22 protein-coding genes are annotated in these 21,850 nt (G+C 66.5%); 9 read left to right on the top strand and 13 right to left on the bottom strand.

Features of this window, described 5'->3' with window-relative positions:
* Positions 1–282 precede the first annotated feature (282 nt).
* Complete coding sequence (locus tag OHA40_RS19185) at positions 283–2,577, top strand: helicase-associated domain-containing protein (protein ID WP_330228288.1); 2,295 nt, start codon at positions 283–285, stop codon at positions 2,575–2,577.
* Here the strand turns inward: OHA40_RS19185 and OHA40_RS19180 are convergent, their stop codons facing one another.
* Entirely contained in the window at positions 2,578–3,105 is a 528-nt protein-coding gene (locus OHA40_RS19180; protein WP_330234270.1) for an LppU/SCO3897 family protein, read from the bottom strand.
* A gap of 512 nt (positions 3,106–3,617) precedes the next feature.
* Between OHA40_RS19180 and OHA40_RS19175 the strand changes: the two genes are divergently transcribed.
* A complete protein-coding gene (locus tag OHA40_RS19175) occupies positions 3,618–4,442 on the top strand; it encodes a hypothetical protein (protein ID WP_330228287.1) in 825 nt (274 codons plus the stop codon).
* Positions 4,443–4,658: 216 nt separating this feature from the next.
* Here OHA40_RS19175 and OHA40_RS19170 read toward each other — a convergent pair whose 3' ends face one another.
* The 4 genes from OHA40_RS19170 to OHA40_RS19155 form a co-directional block, all read right to left on the bottom strand.
* Entirely contained in the window at positions 4,659–6,077 is a 1,419-nt protein-coding gene (locus OHA40_RS19170; protein ID WP_330228286.1) for a M1 family metallopeptidase, read from the bottom strand.
* A 71-nt stretch (positions 6,078–6,148) separates the two neighbouring features.
* Entirely contained in the window at positions 6,149–6,787 is a 639-nt protein-coding gene (locus OHA40_RS19165; protein WP_330228285.1) for a LysE family translocator, read from the bottom strand.
* A 53-nt stretch (positions 6,788–6,840) separates the two neighbouring features.
* Positions 6,841–7,509, bottom strand: a complete 669-nt coding sequence (locus OHA40_RS19160; RefSeq protein ID WP_330228284.1) for a DUF3239 domain-containing protein — start codon at positions 7,507–7,509, stop codon at positions 6,841–6,843.
* A gap of 41 nt (positions 7,510–7,550) precedes the next feature.
* A complete protein-coding gene (locus tag OHA40_RS19155) occupies positions 7,551–9,209 on the bottom strand; it encodes a DNA repair helicase XPB (RefSeq protein ID WP_330228283.1) in 1,659 nt (552 codons plus the stop codon).
* A gap of 406 nt (positions 9,210–9,615) precedes the next feature.
* Here OHA40_RS19155 and OHA40_RS19150 point away from each other — a divergent pair, with 406 nt between their 5' ends.
* The 3 genes from OHA40_RS19150 to OHA40_RS19140 are packed head-to-tail and all read left to right on the top strand — an operon-like array spanning position 9,616 to position 11,664.
* The gene (locus OHA40_RS19150; RefSeq protein WP_330228282.1) at positions 9,616–9,915 is read left to right on the top strand and encodes a hypothetical protein; all 300 of its coding nucleotides are present in this window, start codon (positions 9,616–9,618) and stop codon (positions 9,913–9,915) included.
* Positions 9,912–11,123: a DUF6973 domain-containing protein gene (locus OHA40_RS19145; protein ID WP_330228281.1), complete on the top strand. Its 1,212-nt coding sequence runs from the start codon at positions 9,912–9,914 to the stop codon at positions 11,121–11,123. Before OHA40_RS19150 ends, OHA40_RS19145 begins: the two co-directional genes overlap by 4 nt.
* On the top strand, positions 11,095–11,664 hold the full coding sequence (locus tag OHA40_RS19140) for a hypothetical protein (protein ID WP_330228280.1): 570 nt from the start codon (positions 11,095–11,097) through the stop codon (positions 11,662–11,664). Before OHA40_RS19145 ends, OHA40_RS19140 begins: the two co-directional genes overlap by 29 nt.
* 335 nt (positions 11,665–11,999) lie before the next feature.
* On the opposite strand, the gene OHA40_RS19135 is transcribed toward OHA40_RS19140, so the two are convergent.
* A complete protein-coding gene (locus tag OHA40_RS19135) occupies positions 12,000–12,233 on the bottom strand; it encodes a hypothetical protein (RefSeq protein WP_330228279.1) in 234 nt (77 codons plus the stop codon).
* Positions 12,226–12,708, bottom strand: coding sequence for a DNA-directed RNA polymerase subunit beta (locus tag OHA40_RS19130; protein ID WP_330228278.1), 483 nt, complete (start codon positions 12,706–12,708; stop codon positions 12,226–12,228). The genes OHA40_RS19135 and OHA40_RS19130 overlap by 8 nt, the downstream gene beginning before the upstream one ends.
* Before the next feature lie 212 nt (positions 12,709–12,920).
* Between OHA40_RS19130 and OHA40_RS19125 the strand changes: the two genes are divergently transcribed.
* The gene (locus OHA40_RS19125) at positions 12,921–14,258 is read left to right on the top strand and encodes a hypothetical protein (protein WP_330228277.1); all 1,338 of its coding nucleotides are present in this window, start codon (positions 12,921–12,923) and stop codon (positions 14,256–14,258) included.
* 47 nt (positions 14,259–14,305) lie between these two features.
* Here OHA40_RS19125 and OHA40_RS19120 read toward each other — a convergent pair whose 3' ends face one another.
* The gene (locus OHA40_RS19120) at positions 14,306–14,617 is read right to left on the bottom strand and encodes a helix-turn-helix domain-containing protein (protein WP_330228276.1); all 312 of its coding nucleotides are present in this window, start codon (positions 14,615–14,617) and stop codon (positions 14,306–14,308) included.
* Positions 14,618–14,836: 219 nt separating this feature from the next.
* Here OHA40_RS19120 and OHA40_RS19115 point away from each other — a divergent pair, with 219 nt between their 5' ends.
* Positions 14,837–15,481: a LysE family translocator gene (locus OHA40_RS19115; RefSeq protein WP_330228275.1), complete on the top strand. Its 645-nt coding sequence runs from the start codon at positions 14,837–14,839 to the stop codon at positions 15,479–15,481.
* Positions 15,482–15,673: 192 nt separating this feature from the next.
* On the opposite strand, the gene OHA40_RS19110 is transcribed toward OHA40_RS19115, so the two are convergent.
* The 4 genes from OHA40_RS19110 to OHA40_RS19095 form a co-directional block, all read right to left on the bottom strand.
* A complete protein-coding gene (locus tag OHA40_RS19110) occupies positions 15,674–15,877 on the bottom strand; it encodes a cold-shock protein (RefSeq protein ID WP_067472163.1) in 204 nt (67 codons plus the stop codon).
* Positions 15,878–16,093: 216 nt separating this feature from the next.
* Positions 16,094–16,651 (bottom strand): dihydrofolate reductase family protein, encoded by a 558-nt coding sequence (locus OHA40_RS19105; protein ID WP_330228274.1) that lies wholly within the window; start codon positions 16,649–16,651, stop codon positions 16,094–16,096.
* Between the two features lie 50 nt (positions 16,652–16,701).
* Positions 16,702–17,868 carry a pyridoxal phosphate-dependent aminotransferase gene (locus tag OHA40_RS19100; protein ID WP_330228273.1) on the bottom strand — a complete coding sequence of 389 codons (1,167 nt, stop codon included), beginning with the start codon at positions 17,866–17,868 and terminating at the stop codon, positions 16,702–16,704.
* A gap of 366 nt (positions 17,869–18,234) precedes the next feature.
* Positions 18,235–19,146 (bottom strand): sigma-70 family RNA polymerase sigma factor, encoded by a 912-nt coding sequence (locus OHA40_RS19095; RefSeq protein WP_330228272.1) that lies wholly within the window; start codon positions 19,144–19,146, stop codon positions 18,235–18,237.
* 109 nt (positions 19,147–19,255) lie between these two features.
* On the opposite strand from OHA40_RS19095, the gene OHA40_RS19090 reads away from it, so the two are divergent.
* Both OHA40_RS19090 and OHA40_RS19085 read left to right on the top strand, forming a co-directional pair.
* Positions 19,256–19,876: a GNAT family N-acetyltransferase gene (locus tag OHA40_RS19090; protein ID WP_330228271.1), complete on the top strand. Its 621-nt coding sequence runs from the start codon at positions 19,256–19,258 to the stop codon at positions 19,874–19,876.
* 9 nt (positions 19,877–19,885) lie between these two features.
* Positions 19,886–20,428 (top strand): class I SAM-dependent methyltransferase, encoded by a 543-nt coding sequence (locus OHA40_RS19085; RefSeq protein ID WP_330228270.1) that lies wholly within the window; start codon positions 19,886–19,888, stop codon positions 20,426–20,428.
* 108 nt (positions 20,429–20,536) lie between these two features.
* Here OHA40_RS19085 and OHA40_RS19080 read toward each other — a convergent pair whose 3' ends face one another.
* The gene (locus OHA40_RS19080) at positions 20,537–21,628 is read right to left on the bottom strand and encodes a 3-deoxy-7-phosphoheptulonate synthase (RefSeq protein WP_330228269.1); all 1,092 of its coding nucleotides are present in this window, start codon (positions 21,626–21,628) and stop codon (positions 20,537–20,539) included.
* Positions 21,629–21,850 lie beyond the last annotated feature (222 nt).

The raw sequence follows: 21,850 nt of genomic DNA, 5'->3' as shown, positions 1-21,850 counted from the left end.
GCTCCCCCGCCTCGCTCCCCCGCCTCGCTCCCCCGCCTCTCCGGGCCTTTAGGCCGTACTAGTCAGGTGACACGGGATTCGGGTTCAGGTCCCGCGTTAGGTGCTGTCCCGCCTCTCCGGGTCTTCAGGCCGTACTAGTCAGGCGATACAGGATTGCGTTCAGGTCCTGCGTTGGGTGCCTCGCGGATTTTGGGCGTTCCCGGCGAGTTACCCATGTGCTTCTGAGATCAGCGGTTGCGTACGGATCCGCTTGCTCGGCCCCGGCGTCGTAGGCTGGGTCGGATGACCGCGACCGACTCCCTCGCCGGATGGCTCGGTGGCCGCAGTGATGCCCAGCTCGTCACGCTGTTGCAGCTTCGGCCCGACCTGGCCGTGCCGCTGCCCTCCTCGATGGCCGTGCTCGCCGCCCGCGCCGAACAGCGCGCGTCGGTGCTGCGTGCCACCGAGGACCTGAACACGCTCGAATTCGCCATTCTGGAAACCCTTGCGGTGCACGGCGTCACGCGCACCAGCGGTGGCCCGCTGCGCAGCGACGAACTGCACGTGCAGCTGAGCGAACGGGTGCCCCGCGCCGCGATCGACGACGCGCTGGAGCGCCTGACCGTTCGCGCGCTGGTATGGCTCGATGACGAGCAGCGCTTGCATCTGATCCCGGCAGCCGCCGAGGCGCTGCCGTGGCCGATCGGCAGCGCGACCGAGATTCCCGACGCACTCACCGAACCCGAGGTTGCCGCCGCGCTCGGCGAGCTCACTCCCGCCGAACGGGCCCTGCTGGACAAGCTGGCCACAACCGGCCCACGCGGACGCACCAGAGACGCCGCACCGGGCACTCCTGCCGATCGTCCGATCCAGCGGCTGCTGGCACGGAGGCTGCTGCACTGGATCGACGAAGAGACCGTCGAACTGCCCGTCACCGTCGGCCAAGTGCTACGCCGAGAACCGGTCACGCACCCGCACGCGCTGACCCCACCGCAGCCGCACCCGACCAAACAGGCGCCCGCCGAGGTCAACGCCGTCACGGCGGGCGAGGCGGGCGAGCTGCTGCGGCACTGCGCGGGCGTGCTGGAAGTGCTCGGCCAGGCTCCCGCCCCGACCCTGCGCGCAGGCGGGCTCGGCGTGCGGGAGCTGCGCCGCATCGCCAAGCAGACCGGTGTCGACGAGCCGAGGGCAGGTTTGCTGGTCGAACTCCTGGCGGCGGCGAAACTGCTCGAGAAGGGTTTGCCGGACCCGCCGCCGGACTTCGACTCGACCGACGAGTTCTGGGCGCCGACCCCCACTGTGGACGCCTGGCTGGAATCCCCGCCCGCGCGACGCTGGGCCACCCTCGCGCTCACTTGGCTGGAATTGGACCGGATGCCGTGGATGATCGGTATGCGCGATGCCAATGACAAGCCGCTGGCGGCACTGTCGCTGGAGCTGCGCACCCCGCACGCACCGCGCGACCGGCACGCGATCCTCGGCCTGCTCGCGGAGCATCCATCCGGCACCATGCTGGACCCGGCGGATATCGGCCGGGTGCTGGCATGGCTACAGCCGCGCAGGCGCCGCAACTTCCGGCCGGAGGTGGTCGAGCAGACCCTTGCCGAGGCGGCCGCGCTCGGCTTCGTCGGCCGCGGCGCGCTCGGCTCACCGGCGCGGGCGCTGCTGCACGGTGCGGCGACCAGCGTGACCGACGCCGAGGCGGAGATGGAGGCGGCGCTGCCGGAACCGGTCGATCACGTGCTGGTCCAGGCGGATCTGACGGTGATCGCCCCCGGCCCGCTGACGACGGACCTGCAGCATCGCATCGCTCTCGTCGCCGATGTCGAATCGGCCGGCGCCGCAACGGTGTATCGGATCAGCGAGTCCTCGGCACGCCGCGCCCTCGACGCCGGGTTGACCGCGGCCGAGCTACACGCCTTGTTCGCCAAGCATTCCCGGACGCCTATCCCGCAGGGACTCACCTATCTGATCGATGACGTGGCGCGGCGGCATGGTCAGCTGCGTGCGGGTATGGCGCAGTCGTTCCTCCGCACCGACGACCCGGCGCTGCTCGCACAGGTGCTTTCCGCGCCGGTGGCGAGCATGCTGGCGTTGCGGTCCATCGCGCCGACCGTCGCCATCGCCCAGGCGCCGCTGGGCGAAGTGCTGGAACAGCTGCGGGCGGCCGGTTTCGCGCCCGCCGGTGAGGATTCGTCGGGCGCGATCGTCGATCTGCGCCCGCGGGGCGCACGGATAGCGGTGCGGCCTGCCGCGCGCCAGCCGTATCGCCCGACGCCCCCCAGCGCCGAGCAACTGGAGTTGCTGGTCGCGGAGCTGCGTGCGGGCGAACGCGCCGCGAGCGCACGCTCGGGTCACTCGGTGCGGCCGGACGGCACCCGGACCAATACCGCGGCGACCCTGGCCCTGCTCCAGCTGGCGGCGCGGGTGCGTCGATCGGTGAACATCGGCTACGTCGACGCCCAGGGGGTCGCCACGCAGCGCGTGGTGGAGCCGTTGAAGGTGGGCAACGGGCAGTTGGACGCACTGGACCCGGTGACCGGCGCGGTCCGGCACTTCACCCTGCACCGGATCGCGTCGGTTGCCCTGCTGGAGTGATCAGTTCTTCGGCTTGGCCGTGCAGAAGGTGGCCTTGGGGTCGCTCTCGATGAGCCGGAAGCCGTCGGCGTCCTCGCTGCACAGCAGTTCGTCGGCCTGACCGTCGATCCGCTTCACCACCCGGAACGTCGCTTCCGACGAAGTGCAGTCGACCTGCTTGTATCCGGTCGCGCTGCTCTCGTTGTAGCAGCGGCCTTCCTTGAAGTTCGGCGCCAGGCACAGGAACGCGGTGGTGCCGCCGCTCAGGGTCTCCTCGTAGGACGTGTAATCGGAGGCGCAGTCGGTCTTCTTGTCGTAGGACTGCGCGACCTTGTACACGGCCTTGTCCGACGAGCAGTCGACCGGCTCGGTCTTGGAATCCACCGCCGAGCCCTCGATGACGTTGATGCAGTCGCCGACCTTCGCCTTGGCCGTGTCCGATTTGCCCGCGTCACCGATCAACGAACATCCGGCCACCGTGACCACCACCGCGGCCACCGCCACGAGGGCGAGCACAACCCGTGCCAGCAGCCTCGCTCCTGGAACCATCACCTGTAAACCTTCTCTCACCGAACACGTTCACGGGGTCGTGAACGCGGGTGAGGATACTCTGTCCGCCTCTCCGGGTATTGAGGCCGTACTAGTTGGGTGACACGGGTTTGCGTTCAGGTCCTGCGTCGGGTGCTGTCCCGCCTCTCCGTGTCTTTAGACCGTACCAGTCGTGTGATGCGGGATTTTGCGTTCAGGTCCTGCGTTGGGTGCCTCGCGGATTTTGGGGGTTCCCGGTGAGTTACCCATGTGCTTCTGAGATCAGCTGTTGCGTGGCGCGATCAGGAGTGCGTGGCGGAGTCAGTGGTCCCTGAGTGGTGGTGTGTCCCCCCTACATGTGCAGCCCGAGGAGGCCCAGGAGCGACAGACCGATGATGGTGGGGACCAGACGGCCGAGCAGTTGGAACGCAGAGTAGTTCACTAGCAACGCCTTTCGCATTTCCTCGACTGGACCCTTGTCCAGCATGTGGTTTGTGTCGCTGCCGGAGATCGAGTCGTTACGCTTGGTCGGTATGACGGTTCAGGACGTCGCGAACGACCTGTACGGGCTGGCTCCCGCGGAGTTCGTCGCCGCGCGTGCGGACCGGGTCGACGCAGCCAAGAAGGCGGGCGACAAGCAGCTCGCGACCGCAATCGGCAAACTGCGCAAGCCCACCCTTGCCGCGTGGACGGCGAACCTGCTCGCCCGCGCAGCGCCCGACGACGTGGAAGCCCTGCTGCGGCTGGGCGCGGCGCTGGCCGCCGCGCAGCGGGAGCTGTCCGCCGAACAGCTGCGCAGCCTGACCGCGCAGCGGCAGCAGCTGGTCAACGCGCTGGCCAAGAAGGCGGGCGCGCTGGCCGCCGAGCACGGACACCCGGTGGGCGAGGGCGTCGTGCGGGAGGTCGGCCAGACGCTGACGGCGGCACTCGCCGAACCGGACGTCGCCGAGCAAGTGCGCACGGGAACGCTCGCCACGGCGGCGAGCTACGAAGGCTTCGGACCGAGCGGACCGAATCTGCGCGCGGCGCCCGAACCAGCGACGCCGCAGCGGGCAGCGGGAGCGGCGGCGGACGACAGTGCGCGCCGCGAGCTGGATGACGCGCAGGAAGCACTCGAATCCGCGCGCGCGGAACGGGATTCGGCCCAGGAAGCACTCGATGACGCGGCACAGGAACTGTCCGACGTAGACGCGCGCGTCGCAGCATTGCGCGACGAACTCACCCGGGCCGAAGAGCAACGACAGTTCCGCAAGTCTGCCGAGCGGTCCGCGAAAGAAAACCTGCACATCGCACAACGCCAGTTGGACCGGGCCGAACGCCGGGTGACGAAGGCCCGTCAGCGCGTCGACGGCAAGTGACACCACTGCTTCGGGACTCGGCAACGCAACCACTGATCGCCACACACTCCCGATCACGCCACACACTCCCGATCACGCAACGCAACACGTGATCTCAGAAGCACATGGGTAACTCACCGGGAACGCCCAAACCCGAGCGACACCCGACGCAGGACCTGAACGCAAATCCCGCGTCACCGACTGGTACGGCCTCAATACCCGGAGAGGCGGGGGAGCCTAAAGCCCCGGAGCGGCGGGGGAGCTGGGGAACAGGTATTCCTCCGGCGGCGGTTCGGTGCGGTCGAGCCACGCGTCGAAGAAACCGGTCAGATTCGTGGCCGACCTTGACTGCATGAACGCGCGGAACTCCGGCATGGAGGCGTTGCCGTAGGTGTGTGCCGCCAGGAAGTCGCGGACGGCGACGAAGAACACCGCGTCGCCGATCTGCTTGCGCAGTGCGTGCAGGAACAACGGCCCACGGTAGTACACCGAGGTGAATTCCTTTCCGGCGCCGGGGTTTTCCAGCGGAATCGCCCAGAACTTCGCACTGTCGCGGTACTTGCGGATGGTCTCGCGGTAGTCGTCGTCGACGTTCTTGCCCTCCATCCGCTCCGGCCACAGGTAGTCGGCGGTGTAGCTGGCGAAGCACTCGTTGAGGCAGATATCCGACCAGTGGCGCACCGACACCCAGTTGCCCCACCATTGGTGCGCGATCTCGTGCACGACGGTCTGCAGATTGGTCTTGGGCGCGTAGAGGGGGCGCGTCTGGGTCTCCAGCGAGTACTCGATATCGGCGTCCAGGTAGATTCCGCCAGAGGCCTCGAAGGGGTATGGGCCGTAGAGGTTTTCGGTGAAGTCGAGGATCTCCGGCAGGCGCTGCTCGGTCTCGCGGTGGTGGCTTTTCGCGTTCGGGGCGAACGCGCTGACCAGCGGGGTGCCGTTGGCGCGCCGCTGCTCCAGGTAGTCGAACTTGTCGATCGCGACCGTGGTCAGATAGCCGAGCACAGGTTTGGTGGTCGCCCAGCCGACCACCCGCTTGTCACCGCGCAGCACATTCTCGGTTGGCAGACCGTTGGACACCACCTCCCATTCCGCGGGAACGGTGGCATGTAGTTCGAACGTCGCCTTGTCCAGTGGGGTGTCGTTGAGCGGATACCAACTGGTGGCGGAGTGCGGTTCGCCCGCGACGAACGCGCCGCCGCTGGGAGCGAAAGTCCATCCTTCACCCCCGGCGTCCACAGCGGGACCCGCGTAGTCGACGGTGACGACGAACGGCAGACCGGGCAGCAACGGAAGCGTCGGCGTCACGGTCAATTCGTGCTCACCGTTGCGGTCGAACGCGGCAGGCAGGTGGTTCACCGACACCATGCGCACCGCCGGCCCCGCGAAGTCGAGGTTGAACCTGCGCAATGCCTGGGTGGCGGTGGCGGAGATCTCGGTGGTTCCGGTGAGCCGGCGGCTCGGCGGGTCATAGTCGATGCCGACGTCGTAATGCTGGACGTCGTAGCCGCCGTTGCCGTCCAGCGGGTAGTAAGGATCGCCCAAGCCGGGTGCGCCGACCAGCGGGTCCGCGAGCGGGTCGGCGTTCGCGGGCGCCGACCATACGGCGACGAACGCGCAGGCGACCGCGGCGCACATCCAGCCGGACAACCTCATACGAACGACCACCCCTCTCAACCCCGCCTCTTTCGGCGCCGATGCACCGACCTCGCAGGATGGTAGCCGCTTCAGTCACCGCTGCCGGTCAGCGCCACGGACGCGCCGACACCGAAGATCATCACGCCGCCCGCGCCGCCCACCGCCTCCAGCCTGCGTGGCGACCGGGCGAACCAGGATCGGGCCGAGGCGGCCAGCAGCGCCCATGCGCTGTCGGAAACCAGCGCGATGGCGAGGAAGACGGTGCCGAGAAGCAGGAATTGCCACGGCAACGAGCCACCGGCCGGGTCGGCGAAGTGCGGCAGCACGGCGGAGAAGAAGACGATCGCCTTGGGATTGGTGAGCCCGACGATCGCGCTCTGACGCAGCACTCGCGCATGGGGCGTCGGTTCGATCGGTGCACCCAATGCCGCGCGCAAGGCCCCACGCTGGCGAATTGCCTGGATTCCCAGGTACATCAGATACAGCGCGCCAGCGAACTTGACCACGGTGAGTGCCAGCGCCGACGCCGTGAGCAGTGTGCCCAGCCCGATCGCGACCAGGACCAACGCGACGTAGACACCCGCGGCGTGCCCGAGCACCGAGAACAGCGCCGCACGCCGACCGAGGGTGAGCGCGCGACCGACAGTGAACAGCACACCGGGACCCGGCACGACGATGATGACGACCGCGGCGGCGACGAACGCCAGCAAATTGGACGCTGGGACCATCTCCCGAGTGTATGCGCCCGCGCAAGGGCAAAAACTGGGCTTCGCAGCCGGATTCAGGAACCGAGCTCGCCGGGCAGCTGGTGCGGATCGAGGAGCAGTCTTTTCGTGGCGGTGCGGCGCACCTTGTCGGCGAGCGCGAGGTTATCGGTGAGCAGCCGCCACTCGACCTCGCTGATCGCGGCGCGGGCGCGCTCGATGACCGAGCCGTCGGTGGTGCCCCAGGCGATCGGCATGGCGCTCACCGACTGCCAGCGCTCGCCCACCTGCCGCGGTGCCCGGTCGGTGCGCACCGCGACCGACGGCACCCGCTCACCCGCCTTGGCTTGGTGGCCGGGCAGCGTGCGGACCTTCCTGGTCACCAGGGCGTAGCGCGGATCGGCCGCCTCCGGCGTCGACACGTCGACCAAGGCGAGCAGCACCACGCCGGAGGGATAGGTTTCCGAAACCACCGCGGGGACCAGCTCGCCGTCCGCGTAGAGCTTGTCGATGCTGGAATGCCGCGGCGTCCACAGCGCCACCCACAGCGCGGTCACCGCACCGAGCGCGAAAGCGACCGCGAGCAGGTACGCCCAGCTGTGGTTCAGCCAGATCAGGAACGCCGTTCCGGCTGCCGCGACCACCGCGGCGGCGGTCGCCATGAGACGCAGGCGGCGAAGGTCGGCGAATACTTCGTTGACCGCGTGGGCATGCCTGCGGTCCACCGCGAATTCGAAGCGTCGCACGCCCTCATTCCTAGCACAGCTTGCGGAGGGATTGCCTCCGCTTATCCGATGGCCGGGCCGAGCAAGTCGTCGGCATCTGTGATGCGATAGGCATACCCCTGCTCGGCGAGAAACCGCTGACGATGCGCGGCGTATTCGGCATCGAGGGTGTCGCGCGCGACCACCGAGTAGAAATGGGCCTGGCCGCGGTCGTGCTTCGGCCGCAACAACCGGCCGAGGCGCTGCGCCTCCTCCTGGCGCGAACCGAAGGTGCCCGAGACCTGGACGGCTACCGAGGCTTCCGGCAAATCGATGGAGAAGTTCGCGACCTTGCTCACTACGAGCACCGGGATCTCCCCGCGGCGAAACGCGTCGAAGAGTTCTTCGCGTTCTCTGGTTTTCGTCGAACCCTGGATCACCGGGGCGTTGAGCTCGGCGCCGAGTACGTCCAGCTGTTCCAGGTAGGCGCCGATGACCAGGCTCGGCGCGTCCTGGTGCTGGGCCAGAATCGATTCGACCACGGCGATTTTGGTGTGCGCGGTGGAGCACAGCTTGTAGCGCTCCTCCGGCTCGGCGGTCGCGTACGCCATCCGTTCGGCATCGGTCAGCGTGACCCGGACCTCGATGCACTCGGCAGGGGCGATCCACCCCTGGGCCTCGATGTCCTTCCACGGCGCGTCGTAGCGCTTCGGGCCGATCAGCGAGAACACGTCGCCTTCGCGGCCGTCCTCGCGGACCAAGGTCGCGGTCAAGCCGAGGCGGCGGCGGGACTGGAGATCGGCGGTCATCCGGAAGACCGGCGCGGGCAGCAGGTGGACCTCGTCGTAGATGACCAGGCCCCAATCGCGGCTGTCGAACAGTTCCAGATGCTTGTACTCGCCTTTGGTGCGACGGGTGATCACCTGGTAAGTGGCGATGGTGACCGGGCGGATCTCCTTGCGTTCGCCGGAGTACTCGCCGATCTCTTCCTCGGTGAGCGAGGTGCGCGCGAGCAGTTCGCGGCGCCACTGCCGGCCCGCCACCGTGTTGGTGACCAGGATCAGCGTGGTGGCCTTCGCCTTGGCCATCGCGGCGGCGCCGACCATCGTCTTGCCCGCTCCACAGGGCAGCACCACTACGCCGGACCCGCCCGCCCAGAACGAGTCGGCGGCCATCTGCTGGTAGTCGCGCAGGTGCCAGCCGCCGGTCACGTAGTCGAGCTCGATGGGGTGCGCCTCCCCGTCGACGTAGCCCGCGAGGTCCTCGGCGGGCCAGCCGATCTTCAGCAGCATCTGCTTGATCCGGCCGCGCTCGGACGGATGCACCACCACGACGTCGTCGTCGATCCGCGCGCCGAGCATCGGCGCGATCTTCTTGTGCCGGAGAACCTCCTCCAGCACCGCGCGATCCAGGCTGACCAGCGTCAGCCCGTGCGCGGGATGCTTGACCAGCTGCAACCTGCCGTAGCGCGCCATGGTGTCGACCACGTCGACGAGCAACGGCTGCGGCACCGCGTACCGAGAGAAACTGACCAGGGCGTCCACCACCTGCTCGGCATCGTGCCCCGCCGCCCGCGCGTTCCACAGCGCCAGCGGCGTCACCCGATAGGTATGCACATGCTCCGGCGCCCGCTCCAACTCGGCGAACGGCGCGATCGCCTGCCGCGCCGCATCGGCCAACTCGTGGTCGACCTCCAACAGCAGCGTTTTGTCACTCTGCACAATCAGCGGACCGTCGGTCACAGTCCCTCCTCGTATTCGATTCCCCGCCATTCTCCCCGATGCCCCCGACAACCCCGCAGGTTACCGGGCCCTTATCCGCGGTGCGGGAGGATGGCAGCGATCAGGTGCAACAACGGAAGGGTGCGATGTCTTCCCCGACGACCAGCAACCGTGACGGTGCGAGGGAGAGACAGCGAACCGAACACGCCACTGTCGTTGTCTGGCCGCGGTCGAGGACCACCGGATAGTGACCGCTATTCCCAGTAGCCCCCGGCGCGGGCCGCAGAAAAATTGGGTGGGCAGAGTTGTTGCGCTGGTTGGCATTTACCTACAGCGACAATCAGGGGACCTCCGCCCGGCCGCACTGGCCGTTGGCTGGCTGGGCCAGTAGCATAACGACAAATCTGCCAATGGACGGGGGGCCGCGGTGAGCGAACTCGAACTTGATCCGGACAAGACTCGCGAGATGGCGGGGATAGTACGCGGCCACGCCGACACCATACGACAGTTGATACCGCTGGCGAGCGGCGTCGTCGCCGTCGGGATGATGCAAGATTCCCAGGTCGCAGACTCTGTCGACCAGATCGCTAGGGCACTGAACAACGTGGTGGACTACCACACGAAACGGCTGATCGACTTCGCCGATGTCACAGACACTGCCGTAGTCGAATTTGTGAACCGTGACCAGCTCTGGGCCACCGCTCTTCGGGAGGCAGGTCAGCGATGAGCGGTGGAAGCTACACGACGCCTCTGACGGTGCCGAAGGTCCTAGCCTGGGATCCACGCGCCACAATCGCCATTGCCAACGTATTCAAGGACGCAGCGCTGCGGATCGATGAGCAGACCCACCAAGCGGCATCACGCATCGACATGTCATATACCTATTTCAAGGGATCTGTCGCCGATTCCGCTCGCAACCGGGCGGCTCAGGACCGGGACCATGCTCGGCGGACAAAGCAGGTCCTCATCGACATCCAACACGAGGTTTACCTTCAGATCGATGCGATCGTCGGCTACATCGATGTGATCAAGGACAAGAAGGCCGAAGCAGAGTCTGCCAAGTTTGATTTCTTCGTCAGAGACAACGGCGGAGTGGACTCCAGGATGTCCAACGCCGAGGTCCTCATGAAATACGGTCCCACCGGCCTCGTAGAAAAAGAAGGGCTTGAGCTCTACCTGACAACACAGCTTCGGGCTGCGTTGACAGCCATCCAGCAAACCGATCTGGAAGGCGCGGAGAAGATCAAGCGGCTGCTGGAGGATCTGTCACCGGAAACGCAGCGCGGAGCTACCAAAATGCCGCAGGACCCAGTTCTCGCCGAGGTCCTCACGAAATTCCAGACCGCCCCGTCAAGTGCGCCGGCCACGTTATGGCCATCCGGCTTCGTCCTCGATCGCATCCGTGCCGTCCATCCCGATTTCCAACCGATCCTGATGACACCTGAGGAGATAGCGCTCCTGTCATCACGGATGGCCCGGCCAGGAACCAACGCGATCAGTGAGATCACGGACTTCTTCGAGATCAAAGCCCAAGCCGAGGACGCCGCCAAGAAGACTTATACGAATCCGAGCGAGAACGCGCTCAACGACGGCCATGGCGATGCGTTCCGGCACATGTACTGGAATGCGCTCATGACGCAGCGATACGGCGCAGAGTGGACCGAGAATTACGGCACCGCGCACGAAGGACTGGGCGCGAACCCCCCGACGCGAGAAGCGATGGACCTGCACAACAACTCGATTGGACGACAGATTGCCATCGACAATCCGAATGCCTCGCCGCAAGAGCTACAGCGATTGATCTATCAACGAATCCAGGATGGCGGTGCGATCGTGCTCGACCAGAAAGGCCAGGTCGCATGGAGCAACCAGGTAGACGTGGATAGGAACGGGCACCCTGCGCCTGTTGACATTCCGCTTCCGGCAGGTCGGTGATCCCGTGCGCGGTCTTCTTCAGATCATGGCCGTAACAGGCTGCTTGCTGGCCAGTACGGCATGCTCGCCATCGGATGACCGTAGTACCGCTGATGCGCAATGCTCGGCGACCTTCGACCTGGAGTCGCGGGCCGAGCCTCTGGGCTCTTCCTACGGGTTACAACGCGCCATCAGTGACCGGGCTGCGCAGCCTGGAACATATTCGCTGCGAATGCTGACGGAAGCCGCGGGGTGGGCTAGTCAGTGGGATCGCGTTGTCATGGCGTTGTCCGGCGTTCCAGCGGAGTGGCTGAACTCGGTGGCAGGAACCCCCGGATACTGCTGGTCCAACCTTGGCAGCTTCAAGTTCGACTATCCCGTCGATAACTTCTATATCTTCGTCACGGGCTCCACTCCTACGCAAGTGATTCGCACCAAGCAGGGGTCCGAACTCTTCATCGGCGTATTCAGTGGCGACATACTCGCGCCGGATTCCCGGTTCCAGTCCGTTCAGCCACCGGACCGTCCATGGGAATCGTATCTGGAATTGACGCAGAGCTGACCGGCAGCCCCGGTTGGCCAAAGCACCCACTCGGAGCGACAGATCCCGATCGGCGCCACGCTCTCGCCGAAGCGGCCGATTCCGGAGGCGTTTCTCCGATCATGACTCGAGGTAGAGGCGTTCGCATGGGAGGCGAGGAAGGCCCTCCGCACCGTCCGGAAAGACTTCCACCGCGTCGCCGTAGTGGGCCGCCCTCCACTCCTTGACGAATGCGTGTGCAGCCGTGGCGCAGGCGGCGAATTCGAGGTGCAGGCCGTGCCAGAACAGGCTGAGGCGGACATCGACCTCGGTAGGACGTGGGGACGTGTTCGCGTCTGTAGGTTCACCGCTGCCGGTCACCGGCTGCTGCCGATCACGAAATCGGATCTGTCATCGACCACGCGGAGCCCGGCGGTAGAGCATTCGCGACCGGATACGCCTCTGTGTTCGCTGATCACGTCATCGTGTACCGGTGCGATGCGACGGCACTGTGGATAGCCCACGTACATCAGCGTGTCGGTCGCGTTCTTGAAGACAGCGCCGATGCACTCCGACAACCGCAGCGACCTGGGCAGTTCGGATTCAGACATGCGCCGCCGCCCTCGGGGGCTTGCCGGGTCCGGCGCACGCTCGGATGGCGTCGACCACGACCAGACCCGAGTGGCGGAACGGGCAGTTGGGTGCTTCGACCCACAGCCGCAGGTGCGCGGATCGGTGGTCCGGGCTCGGTAGCGCGATCGTTCCTCCGGTCCGCACGATCGACACGTTCAGCCGATACAACTCGGCGAACAGTCGCACCTCGTCGGGCAGGTCAGGTCGGGTGAGGATGGTCCACCGCTTCGACCGCGGATGCGACATGATCGGTCCGATCAGCGAATGCTGATGTCGCATATGGTTTCTGACCGCCGCGCCGAGTTGGGCGGGCATGATGATCCCCCACACTTGCGTTGCGCGCATGATGATCCGGCCCATGCAGGGCGGGTCGATGACAGCGGGCAGGTCGCACACCCGCCGGTAGTAGTTGACACGGGACAGCGGCGTGTCCCCAAAAGCTATGTGGTCCATTGGAAAGACCTCTGCTCGTATCGGTGGCCTTGGATGCGCCCGTCCCCGCTATCCCCTGAAATGGTCCCCGGAGATGGGATAGAACCTCTCGACCGGACGCGTATTCAGCACACACCGCGGAGTTGCCGAGAGTAAGGTCGCAGCGGGTGTTGAAAGGTGGTGGATCGACCGCTTCGGGTGACGAAATGGCAGGTCTGATGGACAGTCCGAACATGCACCTTTCCGAGTGGCTGACCCGGTCGGGTTGGAGCCGTGGAGAACTGGCGCGCCGCGTGCGTGCCCTGGCGATCGAATGGGGCGAACCCCAGATCAGGCCGGACACGTCGAGCGTGCGCCGCTGGGTGGACGAGGGAGAGCAGCCCCGCCCACCGGTTCCGGCGATTCTCGCTGACCTGTTCTCCGCGCGTTTCGGCTACCGTGTGACGACATACGACCTCGGTCTACGCGACGCGTCGACCGTTGACCGCGCACTCGTCTACCACCCATCGTGGACAGAGACGGTGGAAGCAGTCGCAGACCTTGGGAGAGCAGACGTGGATCGTAGGAAATTCCTGACCACAGCGCCCTTCGCGGCCGTCGCGGCAATCGGACCGTCTCGAGACTGGCTGCTCAACACACTCGACCAGTTTCCCGATGAACGGCAACGTGTGGGTCTCGAGGATGTCACCGCCGTGAAGAACATGTTCAGCACGTTCCAAGAGATGGACATCTTCCAAGGAGGCGGCTCAGGTCGTCTCGTATTGGCGGCGTACATGAACGAGCATGTGTACCCGCTGCTGCGGCGAACGCACGCCGAGGAAGTCCGTTCGGCGTTGTATGGCGCGGCAGCCGAACAGACTTATCTGCTTGGGTGGATGGCGTTCGACAACGGCGAGCACGGTGCCGCCCAGCGATATCTCATCCAGGCGCTTCGCCTGGCGGAGGAGTCGCGGGACCCCGCGCTCGGGGCTCACGTGCTCGCAGGCATGGCCGACCAGGCGACGCTGCTCGGGCATCCGCATGAAGGGCGACGGCTTGCCCAGGCGGGTCGGCAAGGTTTGTCGAAGGTGAACGCGCCCGCCTGTCTGACGGATCTGTGGACCCTCGAAGCTCGCTCTCTTGCAGTCATAGGCGACAAAGTGGGCACCGCGCATGCGATCAACGCGGCGGAAAGTGCATTCGCCCGCATCGAACCCGACCGAGAACCCGAGTGGGCGCGGTTCATCGATCAGGCGTACATCTGCGGCGAGTGGGCGAACGCCTTTCGTGATCTCGAACAGCCGGACGAAGCCGAACCACATGCACGCCGGTCCATCGCCTACGCCCGTACACAGAACCGTGCGCGGCGCGGGGCACTGTCTCATGCCGCCTTGGCAGTCACACACATGCAGAAGCGGGACCTCGAAGCTGCCCACGCCGCTGGGGTGCGAATGCTGGACCTCTCCCGCAGGGTCAAGTCCTCGCGCTCGGTGGAAGCCGTCCGCGACGTGCAGCAGCGCATGATGACGTTCGGAGCGCATCCCCTGGTCGCGGACTTCAACGAACGGGCACGAACGCTACTTGCGGCATAACATGAACCGCAACGAGGCCGGACCTTCGTGCTGCTCAAGCCAACCTGTCAGTCCGCGTCGTTCTTTTCGAACCGGGCGACAAACCGTAACTCCAGTGCATGAGCCAGCCTTTCGAGCATGTCGATGGTGGGCGTGCCGCCGCCGGATTCCAGCCGCGAAACATCCCGCTGCCGCAGCCCGGCACGCTCGGCCAACTGCGTCTGCGTGAGTCCGAGTTCCAAGCGACGTTCCCGAATAGCGTTGGCGAATTCGATTGCCAGTCGAGCCTCTTCGCGGCCAGCGTTGTACTCGGCGGCGTTGAAATCAGAACGATCGGCTCGCTCCCGCCTCAGCTCATCCATGGACTTGTGGTCAGCCATCGCCGGTTACCTTTCTATCGAAACTAGCTCGGGCGTGGTCATGCTCGGCCTCGCACACCTTGCGGAGAGCCTTTGCCCGCTCAACCTCCGCAGCTTCCCGCATCCGAGTTTTACGGAAAACGGTCAGCAGGACCACCCGTCGATTCCTTCTAGGACCACGACCAGCAACCGTCAACTGGACCGCGACGGCGGGGAACGGGACAGGTGAGGATCGGGGGCATGATCGAGATGGCGGCGGTGGCCGGGGTTGCGGTGGCGGCGTTGGGGATGGTGCTCACGCCGGGGCCGAACATGATGTATCTGGTGTCGCGGACGGTGTCGCAGGGGCGGCGGGCCGGGCTGGTGTCGTTGAGTGGGGTGGCGGCTGGGTTCGGGGTATATCTGGCGGCGGCGACCGCCGGGATCACGGCTGTGTTCGCGGTGGTGCCGGGGCTGTATCTGGGGGTGAAGCTGGCTGGGGCCGCTTATCTGGGGTGGTTGGCGTGGCAGGCGCTGCGGCCGGGTGGGGTTTCTGTGTTCGCGCCCGCGGCGCTGTCCGCCGATCCGACGCGACGGCTGTTCACGATGGGGCTGGTCACCAATCTGCTGAATCCGAAGATCGCGATCATGTACATGGCGTTGATTCCGCAGTTCGTGACGCCGGAGCACGGCAAGGTGTGGTTGCAGAGCCTGTGCCTGGGGTCGGTGCAGATCGGGGTGGCGCTCACCGTGAACGGATTGATCGTCCTGGGCGCGGGCGGCCTCGCGACCTTCCTCACCAAGCGCCCCCTGTGGCTGCGCACGCAGCGCTACATCACCGGCACGATGCTCGGCACCATCGCCGCCCTGCTGGCTACCGACCGCACCCGTCCCACGCCCGCCTGACCCACGGCGGCGGCAAAAGGTGTGGGCCGAACTCGGCACCCGGTGCGGCGACTGTTGAAGTTCAGCTGTCCGGGGTCCGGTGCGGGTGGATCTCGTCGCGAGAGCTGGGCGTCGAGTTCGAGGCTTCGGTGCCAGCCGGCCTGGAAAAGCAAGAAACCCGCGCCGTGGCGCGGGTTTCCGGTTTGTCAGCTCCTAGATGGCGCGGACGCTCTGGGCCTGCGGACCCTTCTGGCCCTGGCCGACCTCGAACTCGACACGCTGCCCCTCGTCGAGGGACTTGAACCCGGAGCCGGAAATCTCGGAGTAGTGAACGAAAACGTCGGGACCGCCAGCGTCTTGCGCGATGAACCCGAAGCCCTTTTCGCCGTTAAACCACTTCACAATGCCTTGCGTCATTTACTTTGTATTGCTTTCTGTAGCAAGCCGAGCGATCACTTCAACAGCTCGTGCTCACCGACAAGCATGTCACACTCCCCGCCCCTCATCAGCAGAAGGTGAGGCAGCGCACGTCAGCGCAGCCACCGAAGATGACGGATTGTGCCCCGATCTGCCCCAACTCAACTGCGCGATCGGAAGAGGGTGCCGACCGCCGAAGCTTCCCGTGGTCGACACTCAGGTCCGTGCTCCAGTGCTGAGGTCGTAGTGCAGTTCGGCGAACTGTCCTGCCTGTTCGACCTTCGTGAGCCGCATCCGAGCAGACAAGATGCGCCGAGGCAGCAGGGGCGCGCCCGCTCCGAGAGTCACCGGAACGACGCTGGCGACGATCTCGTCGAGCAGCCCGGCGTCGGCGAACTGACCGGCCAGATCGCCGCCGCCGACGATCCAGATACTGCGATCGCCCGCAGCCGCGGCCATCTCGCGGTGCACGGGCTCGACGGAGCCGGAGACGAATCGGAGGTTCGCGTCGGGGATGACGGGGAGATCGCGGTGGGTGAACACCCAGCACGGGAGGTCGCCGTAGTACCTGCGCCAGTTCTCCGGTGGCTCGTTGGCCACGATCCACTCGTAGGTGGTCGCGCCCATGCACATGGCGCCGACCTGCGCTAGGAAGCCGGCGATGCCTGCTTGCGCCTGCTCCGCTCCGTCCACCTCGAACAGCCAGGAGAGCGAGTTGTCCGCGTCGGCGAGGAATCCGTCCAAACTGGTCGCCGTGTAGTACTGGGTAGCCATGCCGAGCACGTTGCCAGCAAAACCTGACAGTTCACGGCAAGGTTTTCCGATCAGCCCAAGCGCAATCGGCGGACGCCCTCGTCCAGCGTTTCATCGCGCTTGCAGAAGGTGAAACGCACCAGATGGTTCCAGGCGGCGGTGTCGTCGGCGAACACGCTGACCGGCACCGCCGCGACACCGAGTCGCTTGGGCAGTTCCCGGCAGAACGCCAGACCGTCGGCGGCGCCGAGGGGTGTGATGTCTGCACACACGAAGTACCCGCCTGCGCTGGTTTGCACGCCCAACCCGGTGTCGGCCAGTGCCGCGGAGAGGCGAAGCCGCTTCTCGGACAACGCATCTCGCAACTTCGCGACCCAGCCCAGCTCGTGGTTGATCGCGTGCGCGACCGCGGGCTGAAACGGACCGCCCGCCACGAAAGTCAGGAACTGCTTCGCCGCGAGTACGCCGTCGATCAGGTCGGCAGGGCCGCACGCCCACCCGGTCTTCCATCCCGTGACGCTGAAAGTCTTTGCCGCACTGGACACCACGATCGTCCGCTCGGCCATGCCCGGCAGGGTGGCCAAGCTGATGTGCTCGGCGCCGTCGTAGACCAGGTGCTCGTATACCTCGTCGGTGAGCACCAGAATGTCACGCTCACAGGCGATCTCGGCGATCGCTTGCAGATCCGGGCGCCCGAGCACCGTGCCGGTCGGATTGTGTGGCGAGTTGACGATCAGCATCCGGGTCGCCGGGGTGATCGCGGCGCGCAGACTGTCCAGGTCGAGGACGAACCGGTCGCCGTCGGCCACCAGTCGGGCCGTGCGCCGACGTGCACCGGCCAGCGCCACCGCGGCGGCGTACGAGTCGTAGTACGGCTCGATCAGCACGACTTCCTGACCGGGCTCGACCAGGCCGAGCACCGCGGCGCTGATCGCCTCCGTCGCGCCCACCGTCACCAGTACCTGCGCCTCCGGGTCGTAGCTGGTCCCGTAGCGCCGGGCGCGGTCGTCGGCGACGGCTTGACGCAGCACCGGCACGCCACGCCCTGGCGGGTACTGGTTGAGGCCGTCGGCGATGGCGCGGCGAGCCACCTCCAGCATGCTCGCGGGCCCGTCGGTGTCGGGAAATCCCTGGCCCAGGTTCACCGCGTCGTGGCGGACGGCGAGCTCGGTCATCTCGGCGAAGATCGTGGAGGCGAAGGGACGCAGGCGGGCCACGGTCTGGGGTTGCGAGGGCATACCCGGAGAGTAGTCCAGAGGCGGGTCTTGTTGCCAAAGGATAGCTGTCATCATCTAAGGTGCTGACCAGGCCATTCACCTGCAGAATTGTTCGTTGCTCCAATGGCAAAAGCCTCGCCATGTTCTAGCCCACAAGCTCGCGGGCAATCCCGAAACGGAATATTTACAGATTCCTTCCCGGATCTGCCCGTCGGCGGACAAGTACTGCGTTCCTTGCGGGGCATTTGCTGCGCGACTGGTCACGAACCTGGTCGATAAGTTCGGCGACACCGGGCCGGGCGCCGCGACCGGTAAACCCGGAGTCGGTGTCGCCTCCAGCTCGCATCCGCCTCAGCCGACGCGCGGCTGGCGACAGACGGCTGGCGCTCAACCCAGCCGAATCCCGCCCAGCTTGGCTGGATTCGCCAGATCGTAAGTGCCCCAGACCAATCCGTCACACACGGTGAAACCGACAACCCGGGTGGGATAACCGGCCCGCCCCTCCTCGGCCGGACGCGCGGCGACCACAAGGCCCAATTGCCCGTTGACCGAGGCGAATTCGAAATCCAACGGCGTGTCCTGAAGTCCGTACTTGCGCACCAGCCCCAGGTAGAAGCGGGCGATCCGATCCGCGCCGTGCAGGACGTTCACCGCGGTGGCGGTGGTGCCGTTGGCGTCGCCGATCGTCACCGCGTCCGGGTGCAGCGCCGCCGCAACGGCGGCAACGTCACCGGAGCTCAGCGCGGTGAGGAAACGCTGCACCGCCGCCTCGTGCTCGGCATCAGCCACCGGCTGCGGCGTCCGCGCCACCGCCTTGCGGGCGCGCACGGCCAGCTGGCGTGCGGCGTCGGCGGAGATGCCGAGGATGTCGGCGATCTCATCGAACGGCACCGAAAGTCCGTCGTGCAGCACGAAGGCCACCCGCTGCGGCGGCGTCAGGGTGTCCAGCACGACCAGCGCCGCGAATCGGCACTCCTGCTTGCGTACCACCGCCTCCAGCGGGTCGGGCGCACTCGACGGCGTTCGGGCGGTGACCACGGGTTCCGGCAGCCACTGGCCGACGTAGCTTTCCCGGCGCGCCGCCGCACTCCGCAAACGGTCCAGGCAGATCCGGCTGACGACGGTGGTCAGCCAGGCCCGCAGGTCCTCGATCTCGGACTGGTGCGCGCCCGCCAGACGCAGCCAGCTTTCCTGAACCGCGTCCTCGGCATCGCCGACGCTGCCCGTCAGCCGATAGGCGACCGAGAGCAAATGCGCCCGATGTGACTCGAACAGGTCGGAAAGCAGCGCGGCAACCATCACCGGGAAGTCTACGGTCCGGCGGTGGCACGTTTCCGCGCGGTATCCGAGCATTGGGTGATGGACAAACCGGATGATCCGGCGGGCCGGTCCGTGACAGCATGGCCCAATGGACCATCACGTGCTGTCGAACGGAATGATCTGGCTGTCGGCGCCGACGATGGACGACGTAGACACCATCACCGAATGCTGCCAGGAGCCGTCCATCGGGGAATGGGTGACCGTCCCGGTGCCCTATGTGCGGGAAAACGCCGTGTCCTTCATCGAGGACATGGTCGTTCCCGGCTGGTCGTCGCGCAGCCCGATCTGGGCGGTGCGGCTGCACCCCGATGGGCCGGTCGTCGGCACGATCAGCCTCGGCCGACGCGACGAGAGTTCGGCCGAGATCGGGTTCTGGCTCATTCCCGCGCAGCGGTCGCGCGGCCTGATGACTCAGGCGGTGAACATGGTGTGCGACTTCGGGTTCCGCGCCGACAGGCTGGACTTGGAACGGATCGGCTGGCGCGCCTACGTGGGCAATTACGCGTCCGCCGCGGTGGCGCGCCGCGCTGGATTCCGGTACGAGGGCCTGTCCCGGCTGGGCAGTGTGCAGCGCGGCCGACGGCGCGACCACTGGTTCGCCGCCCGGCTGCGCACCGACCCGCCCGGCCCCGCCGCAGGGTGGCCTGCCGAGTTCGACCGGACAACGACCACCGCGACGGCACTGGGCATCGCGGACGGCGTGTCGTAGATTGCGAGGATGGCAGCCGACCAGCGCTTCACCTGGATAGTCCGGACCATGGACGTGCGGCCCACCGACCGGGTCCTGGAGATCGGTCCCGGTTCCAGCGATTCGATCTCCTGCCTCGCCGAACAGGTGACCGACGGGAGGATCGTCGGTGTCGAGCGCTCCGGCACGGCCATCGCCCGCGCGCGCAAAAAGCATGCCGCACAGCTCGATTCGGGCCGGATCCGCCTGGTGCACGCCGATTTGGCGAACGTGGACCCGGACCTGCTGCTGAGCGAAATCGAACCCGGCGCAGCGGGTTTCGACAAGATCCTGGCAGTGAACGTCAACCTGTTCTGGACGAAAAGGCCCAATGCCGAACTCGCCTCGATCCGGCGGCTACTGGCACCCCGCGGCGCACTGTGCCTGTACTACGGCTACGGCACGCCCGACGCGCCCGAGCCGACCAGTCCGAAACCGGCTCCGGGCAGGCTCACCCAGCACTTGGCCGAGGCGGGCTTCGACGTCCGCACCATCTCGTCCGGCGATCTGCTGGGGTTGATCTGCTCGTTCTGATTCGCTGCGCCGCGTGCTCACGGCGCCTTCCGGGTCGCGCCTGAGCAACCGCCGCCGGCGGCTTCCTCGCGAAAGCGACGGCCACTCGGACGCGAGCCGGGGTCTTGATCAGCGCTCGCGACGCTGCCGCACCGCTTCGGCCAGCCGGTCCAATTGACGTGCGGTGGTCTCCCAGTCCAGGCACGCGTCGGTGATGGACTGGCCGTAGGTCAGTTCAGTGGCGCGGCCGAGGGTGAGGTCTTGGCGTCCCGCGACCAGGAAGCTCTCCAGCATCACGCCGACCACGCCTGCTTCGCCTGCGGCCACGCGCTCGGCGATATCGGTGACCACGTCCACCTGCTTGTTATGGTCCTTGTTGCTGTTGCCGTGGCTGGCGTCCACGACGACCCGCTGCGGCAGCGACGACTTCTCCAGCCGGATGCAGGCCTCGGCGACCGAAGCCGCGTCGTAGTTCGGGCCGTTGCTGCCGCCGCGCAGGATCACATGGCAGTCCGGGTTGCCTGTGGTGCGGATCAGCGCGGAGCGGCCGTCGAGATCGGTGCCAGGGAACACGTGACTCGCCGCCGCCGCGCGCACACCGTCCACCGCCACCTGCACGTCGCCGTCGGTGCCGTTCTTGATGCCGACCGGCATGGATAGCGCGCTGCTGAGCTGGCGGTGCACCTGGCTGGCCGCGGTACGCGCGCCGATCGCGCCGTAGGAGACCAGGTCCGCGATGTACTGCGGGGTGATCGGGTCGAGGAACTCACACGCCACCGGAAGCCCGAGGGCGGTGATGTCGGCCAACAGCTTGCGGCCGAAACCCAAACCGGTATTGACGTCGAACGAGCCGTCCAGGTGCGGGTCGTTGATCAGGCCCTTCCAGCCGAGGCTGGTGCGCGGCTTCTCGAAGTAGACCCGCATCACCACGTGCAGCCGGTCGTCGAGCTCTGCCGCCTTCGCGGCGAGACGCCGGGCGTAGTCCAGGGCGGCGGCGGGGTCGTGCACGGAGCACGGACCGACGATCACCATGAGGCGATCGTCCGCGCCGTTCAGCACGTCCACGGTGGCCTTCCGTCCCGCACGGACGGTGTCGGCGAGGGCATCGGTGATCGGGTGCACGCGACGCACCTCCGCCGGCGAGCGCAGCGGGCTGATGTTGAGGGTGCGCTGATCGTCCAGATCGGAATGCCGAGCGTCGACCTCGGCTGCGGTTGTCATGTCGTGGGTTTCCTTTTCTCGGGGCCGACCCACGGATGTGACACCGTCGAGCCGGTCCATCATCCGGCTCGGGGTGGAATGTCGTCAGCGCATGTGGTTGCCGCAGACCAGCCCACCCAGGGCCGGCTTGCTAAACCAGAAATACACGCGCTGCACGTCAGGGACAGTACCAGGCCGCTACCACACCGTGAACGCGAAGTGGTGCTCTGTTGGTTTTGCAGC

The organism is Nocardia sp. NBC_00508 (assembly GCF_036346875.1).
Classification (GTDB): Bacteria; Actinomycetota; Actinomycetes; order Mycobacteriales; family Mycobacteriaceae; genus Nocardia.
This window is presented reverse-complemented; position numbering and strand designations above follow the sequence as displayed.

Bases quoted from the DNA above. Each gene is read 5' to 3' on its own strand.
- OHA40_RS19185 (WP_330228288.1), top strand. From the start codon at position 283: ATGACCGCGACCGACTCCCTCGCCGGATGGCTCGGTGGCCGCAGTGAT.
- OHA40_RS19180 (WP_330234270.1), bottom strand. From the start codon at position 3,105: ATGGTTCCAGGAGCGAGGCTGCTGGCACGGGTTGTGCTCGCCCTCGTG.
- OHA40_RS19175 (WP_330228287.1), top strand. From the start codon at position 3,618: ATGACGGTTCAGGACGTCGCGAACGACCTGTACGGGCTGGCTCCCGCG.
- OHA40_RS19170 (WP_330228286.1), bottom strand. From the start codon at position 6,077: ATGAGGTTGTCCGGCTGGATGTGCGCCGCGGTCGCCTGCGCGTTCGTC.
- OHA40_RS19165 (WP_330228285.1), bottom strand. From the start codon at position 6,787: ATGGTCCCAGCGTCCAATTTGCTGGCGTTCGTCGCCGCCGCGGTCGTC.
- OHA40_RS19145 (WP_330228281.1), top strand. From the start codon at position 9,912: ATGAGCGGTGGAAGCTACACGACGCCTCTGACGGTGCCGAAGGTCCTA.
- OHA40_RS19135 (WP_330228279.1), bottom strand. From the start codon at position 12,233: ATGTCTGAATCCGAACTGCCCAGGTCGCTGCGGTTGTCGGAGTGCATC.
- OHA40_RS19130 (WP_330228278.1), bottom strand. From the start codon at position 12,708: ATGGACCACATAGCTTTTGGGGACACGCCGCTGTCCCGTGTCAACTAC.
- OHA40_RS19125 (WP_330228277.1), top strand. From the start codon at position 12,921: ATGCACCTTTCCGAGTGGCTGACCCGGTCGGGTTGGAGCCGTGGAGAA.
- OHA40_RS19120 (WP_330228276.1), bottom strand. From the start codon at position 14,617: ATGGCTGACCACAAGTCCATGGATGAGCTGAGGCGGGAGCGAGCCGAT.
- OHA40_RS19115 (WP_330228275.1), top strand. From the start codon at position 14,837: ATGATCGAGATGGCGGCGGTGGCCGGGGTTGCGGTGGCGGCGTTGGGG.
- OHA40_RS19110 (WP_067472163.1), bottom strand. From the start codon at position 15,877: ATGACGCAAGGCATTGTGAAGTGGTTTAACGGCGAAAAGGGCTTCGGG.
- OHA40_RS19105 (WP_330228274.1), bottom strand. From the start codon at position 16,651: ATGGCTACCCAGTACTACACGGCGACCAGTTTGGACGGATTCCTCGCC.
- OHA40_RS19100 (WP_330228273.1), bottom strand. From the start codon at position 17,868: ATGCCCTCGCAACCCCAGACCGTGGCCCGCCTGCGTCCCTTCGCCTCC.
- OHA40_RS19095 (WP_330228272.1), bottom strand. From the start codon at position 19,146: ATGGTTGCCGCGCTGCTTTCCGACCTGTTCGAGTCACATCGGGCGCAT.
- OHA40_RS19090 (WP_330228271.1), top strand. From the start codon at position 19,256: ATGGACCATCACGTGCTGTCGAACGGAATGATCTGGCTGTCGGCGCCG.
- OHA40_RS19085 (WP_330228270.1), top strand. From the start codon at position 19,886: ATGGCAGCCGACCAGCGCTTCACCTGGATAGTCCGGACCATGGACGTG.
- OHA40_RS19080 (WP_330228269.1), bottom strand. From the start codon at position 21,628: ATGACAACCGCAGCCGAGGTCGACGCTCGGCATTCCGATCTGGACGAT.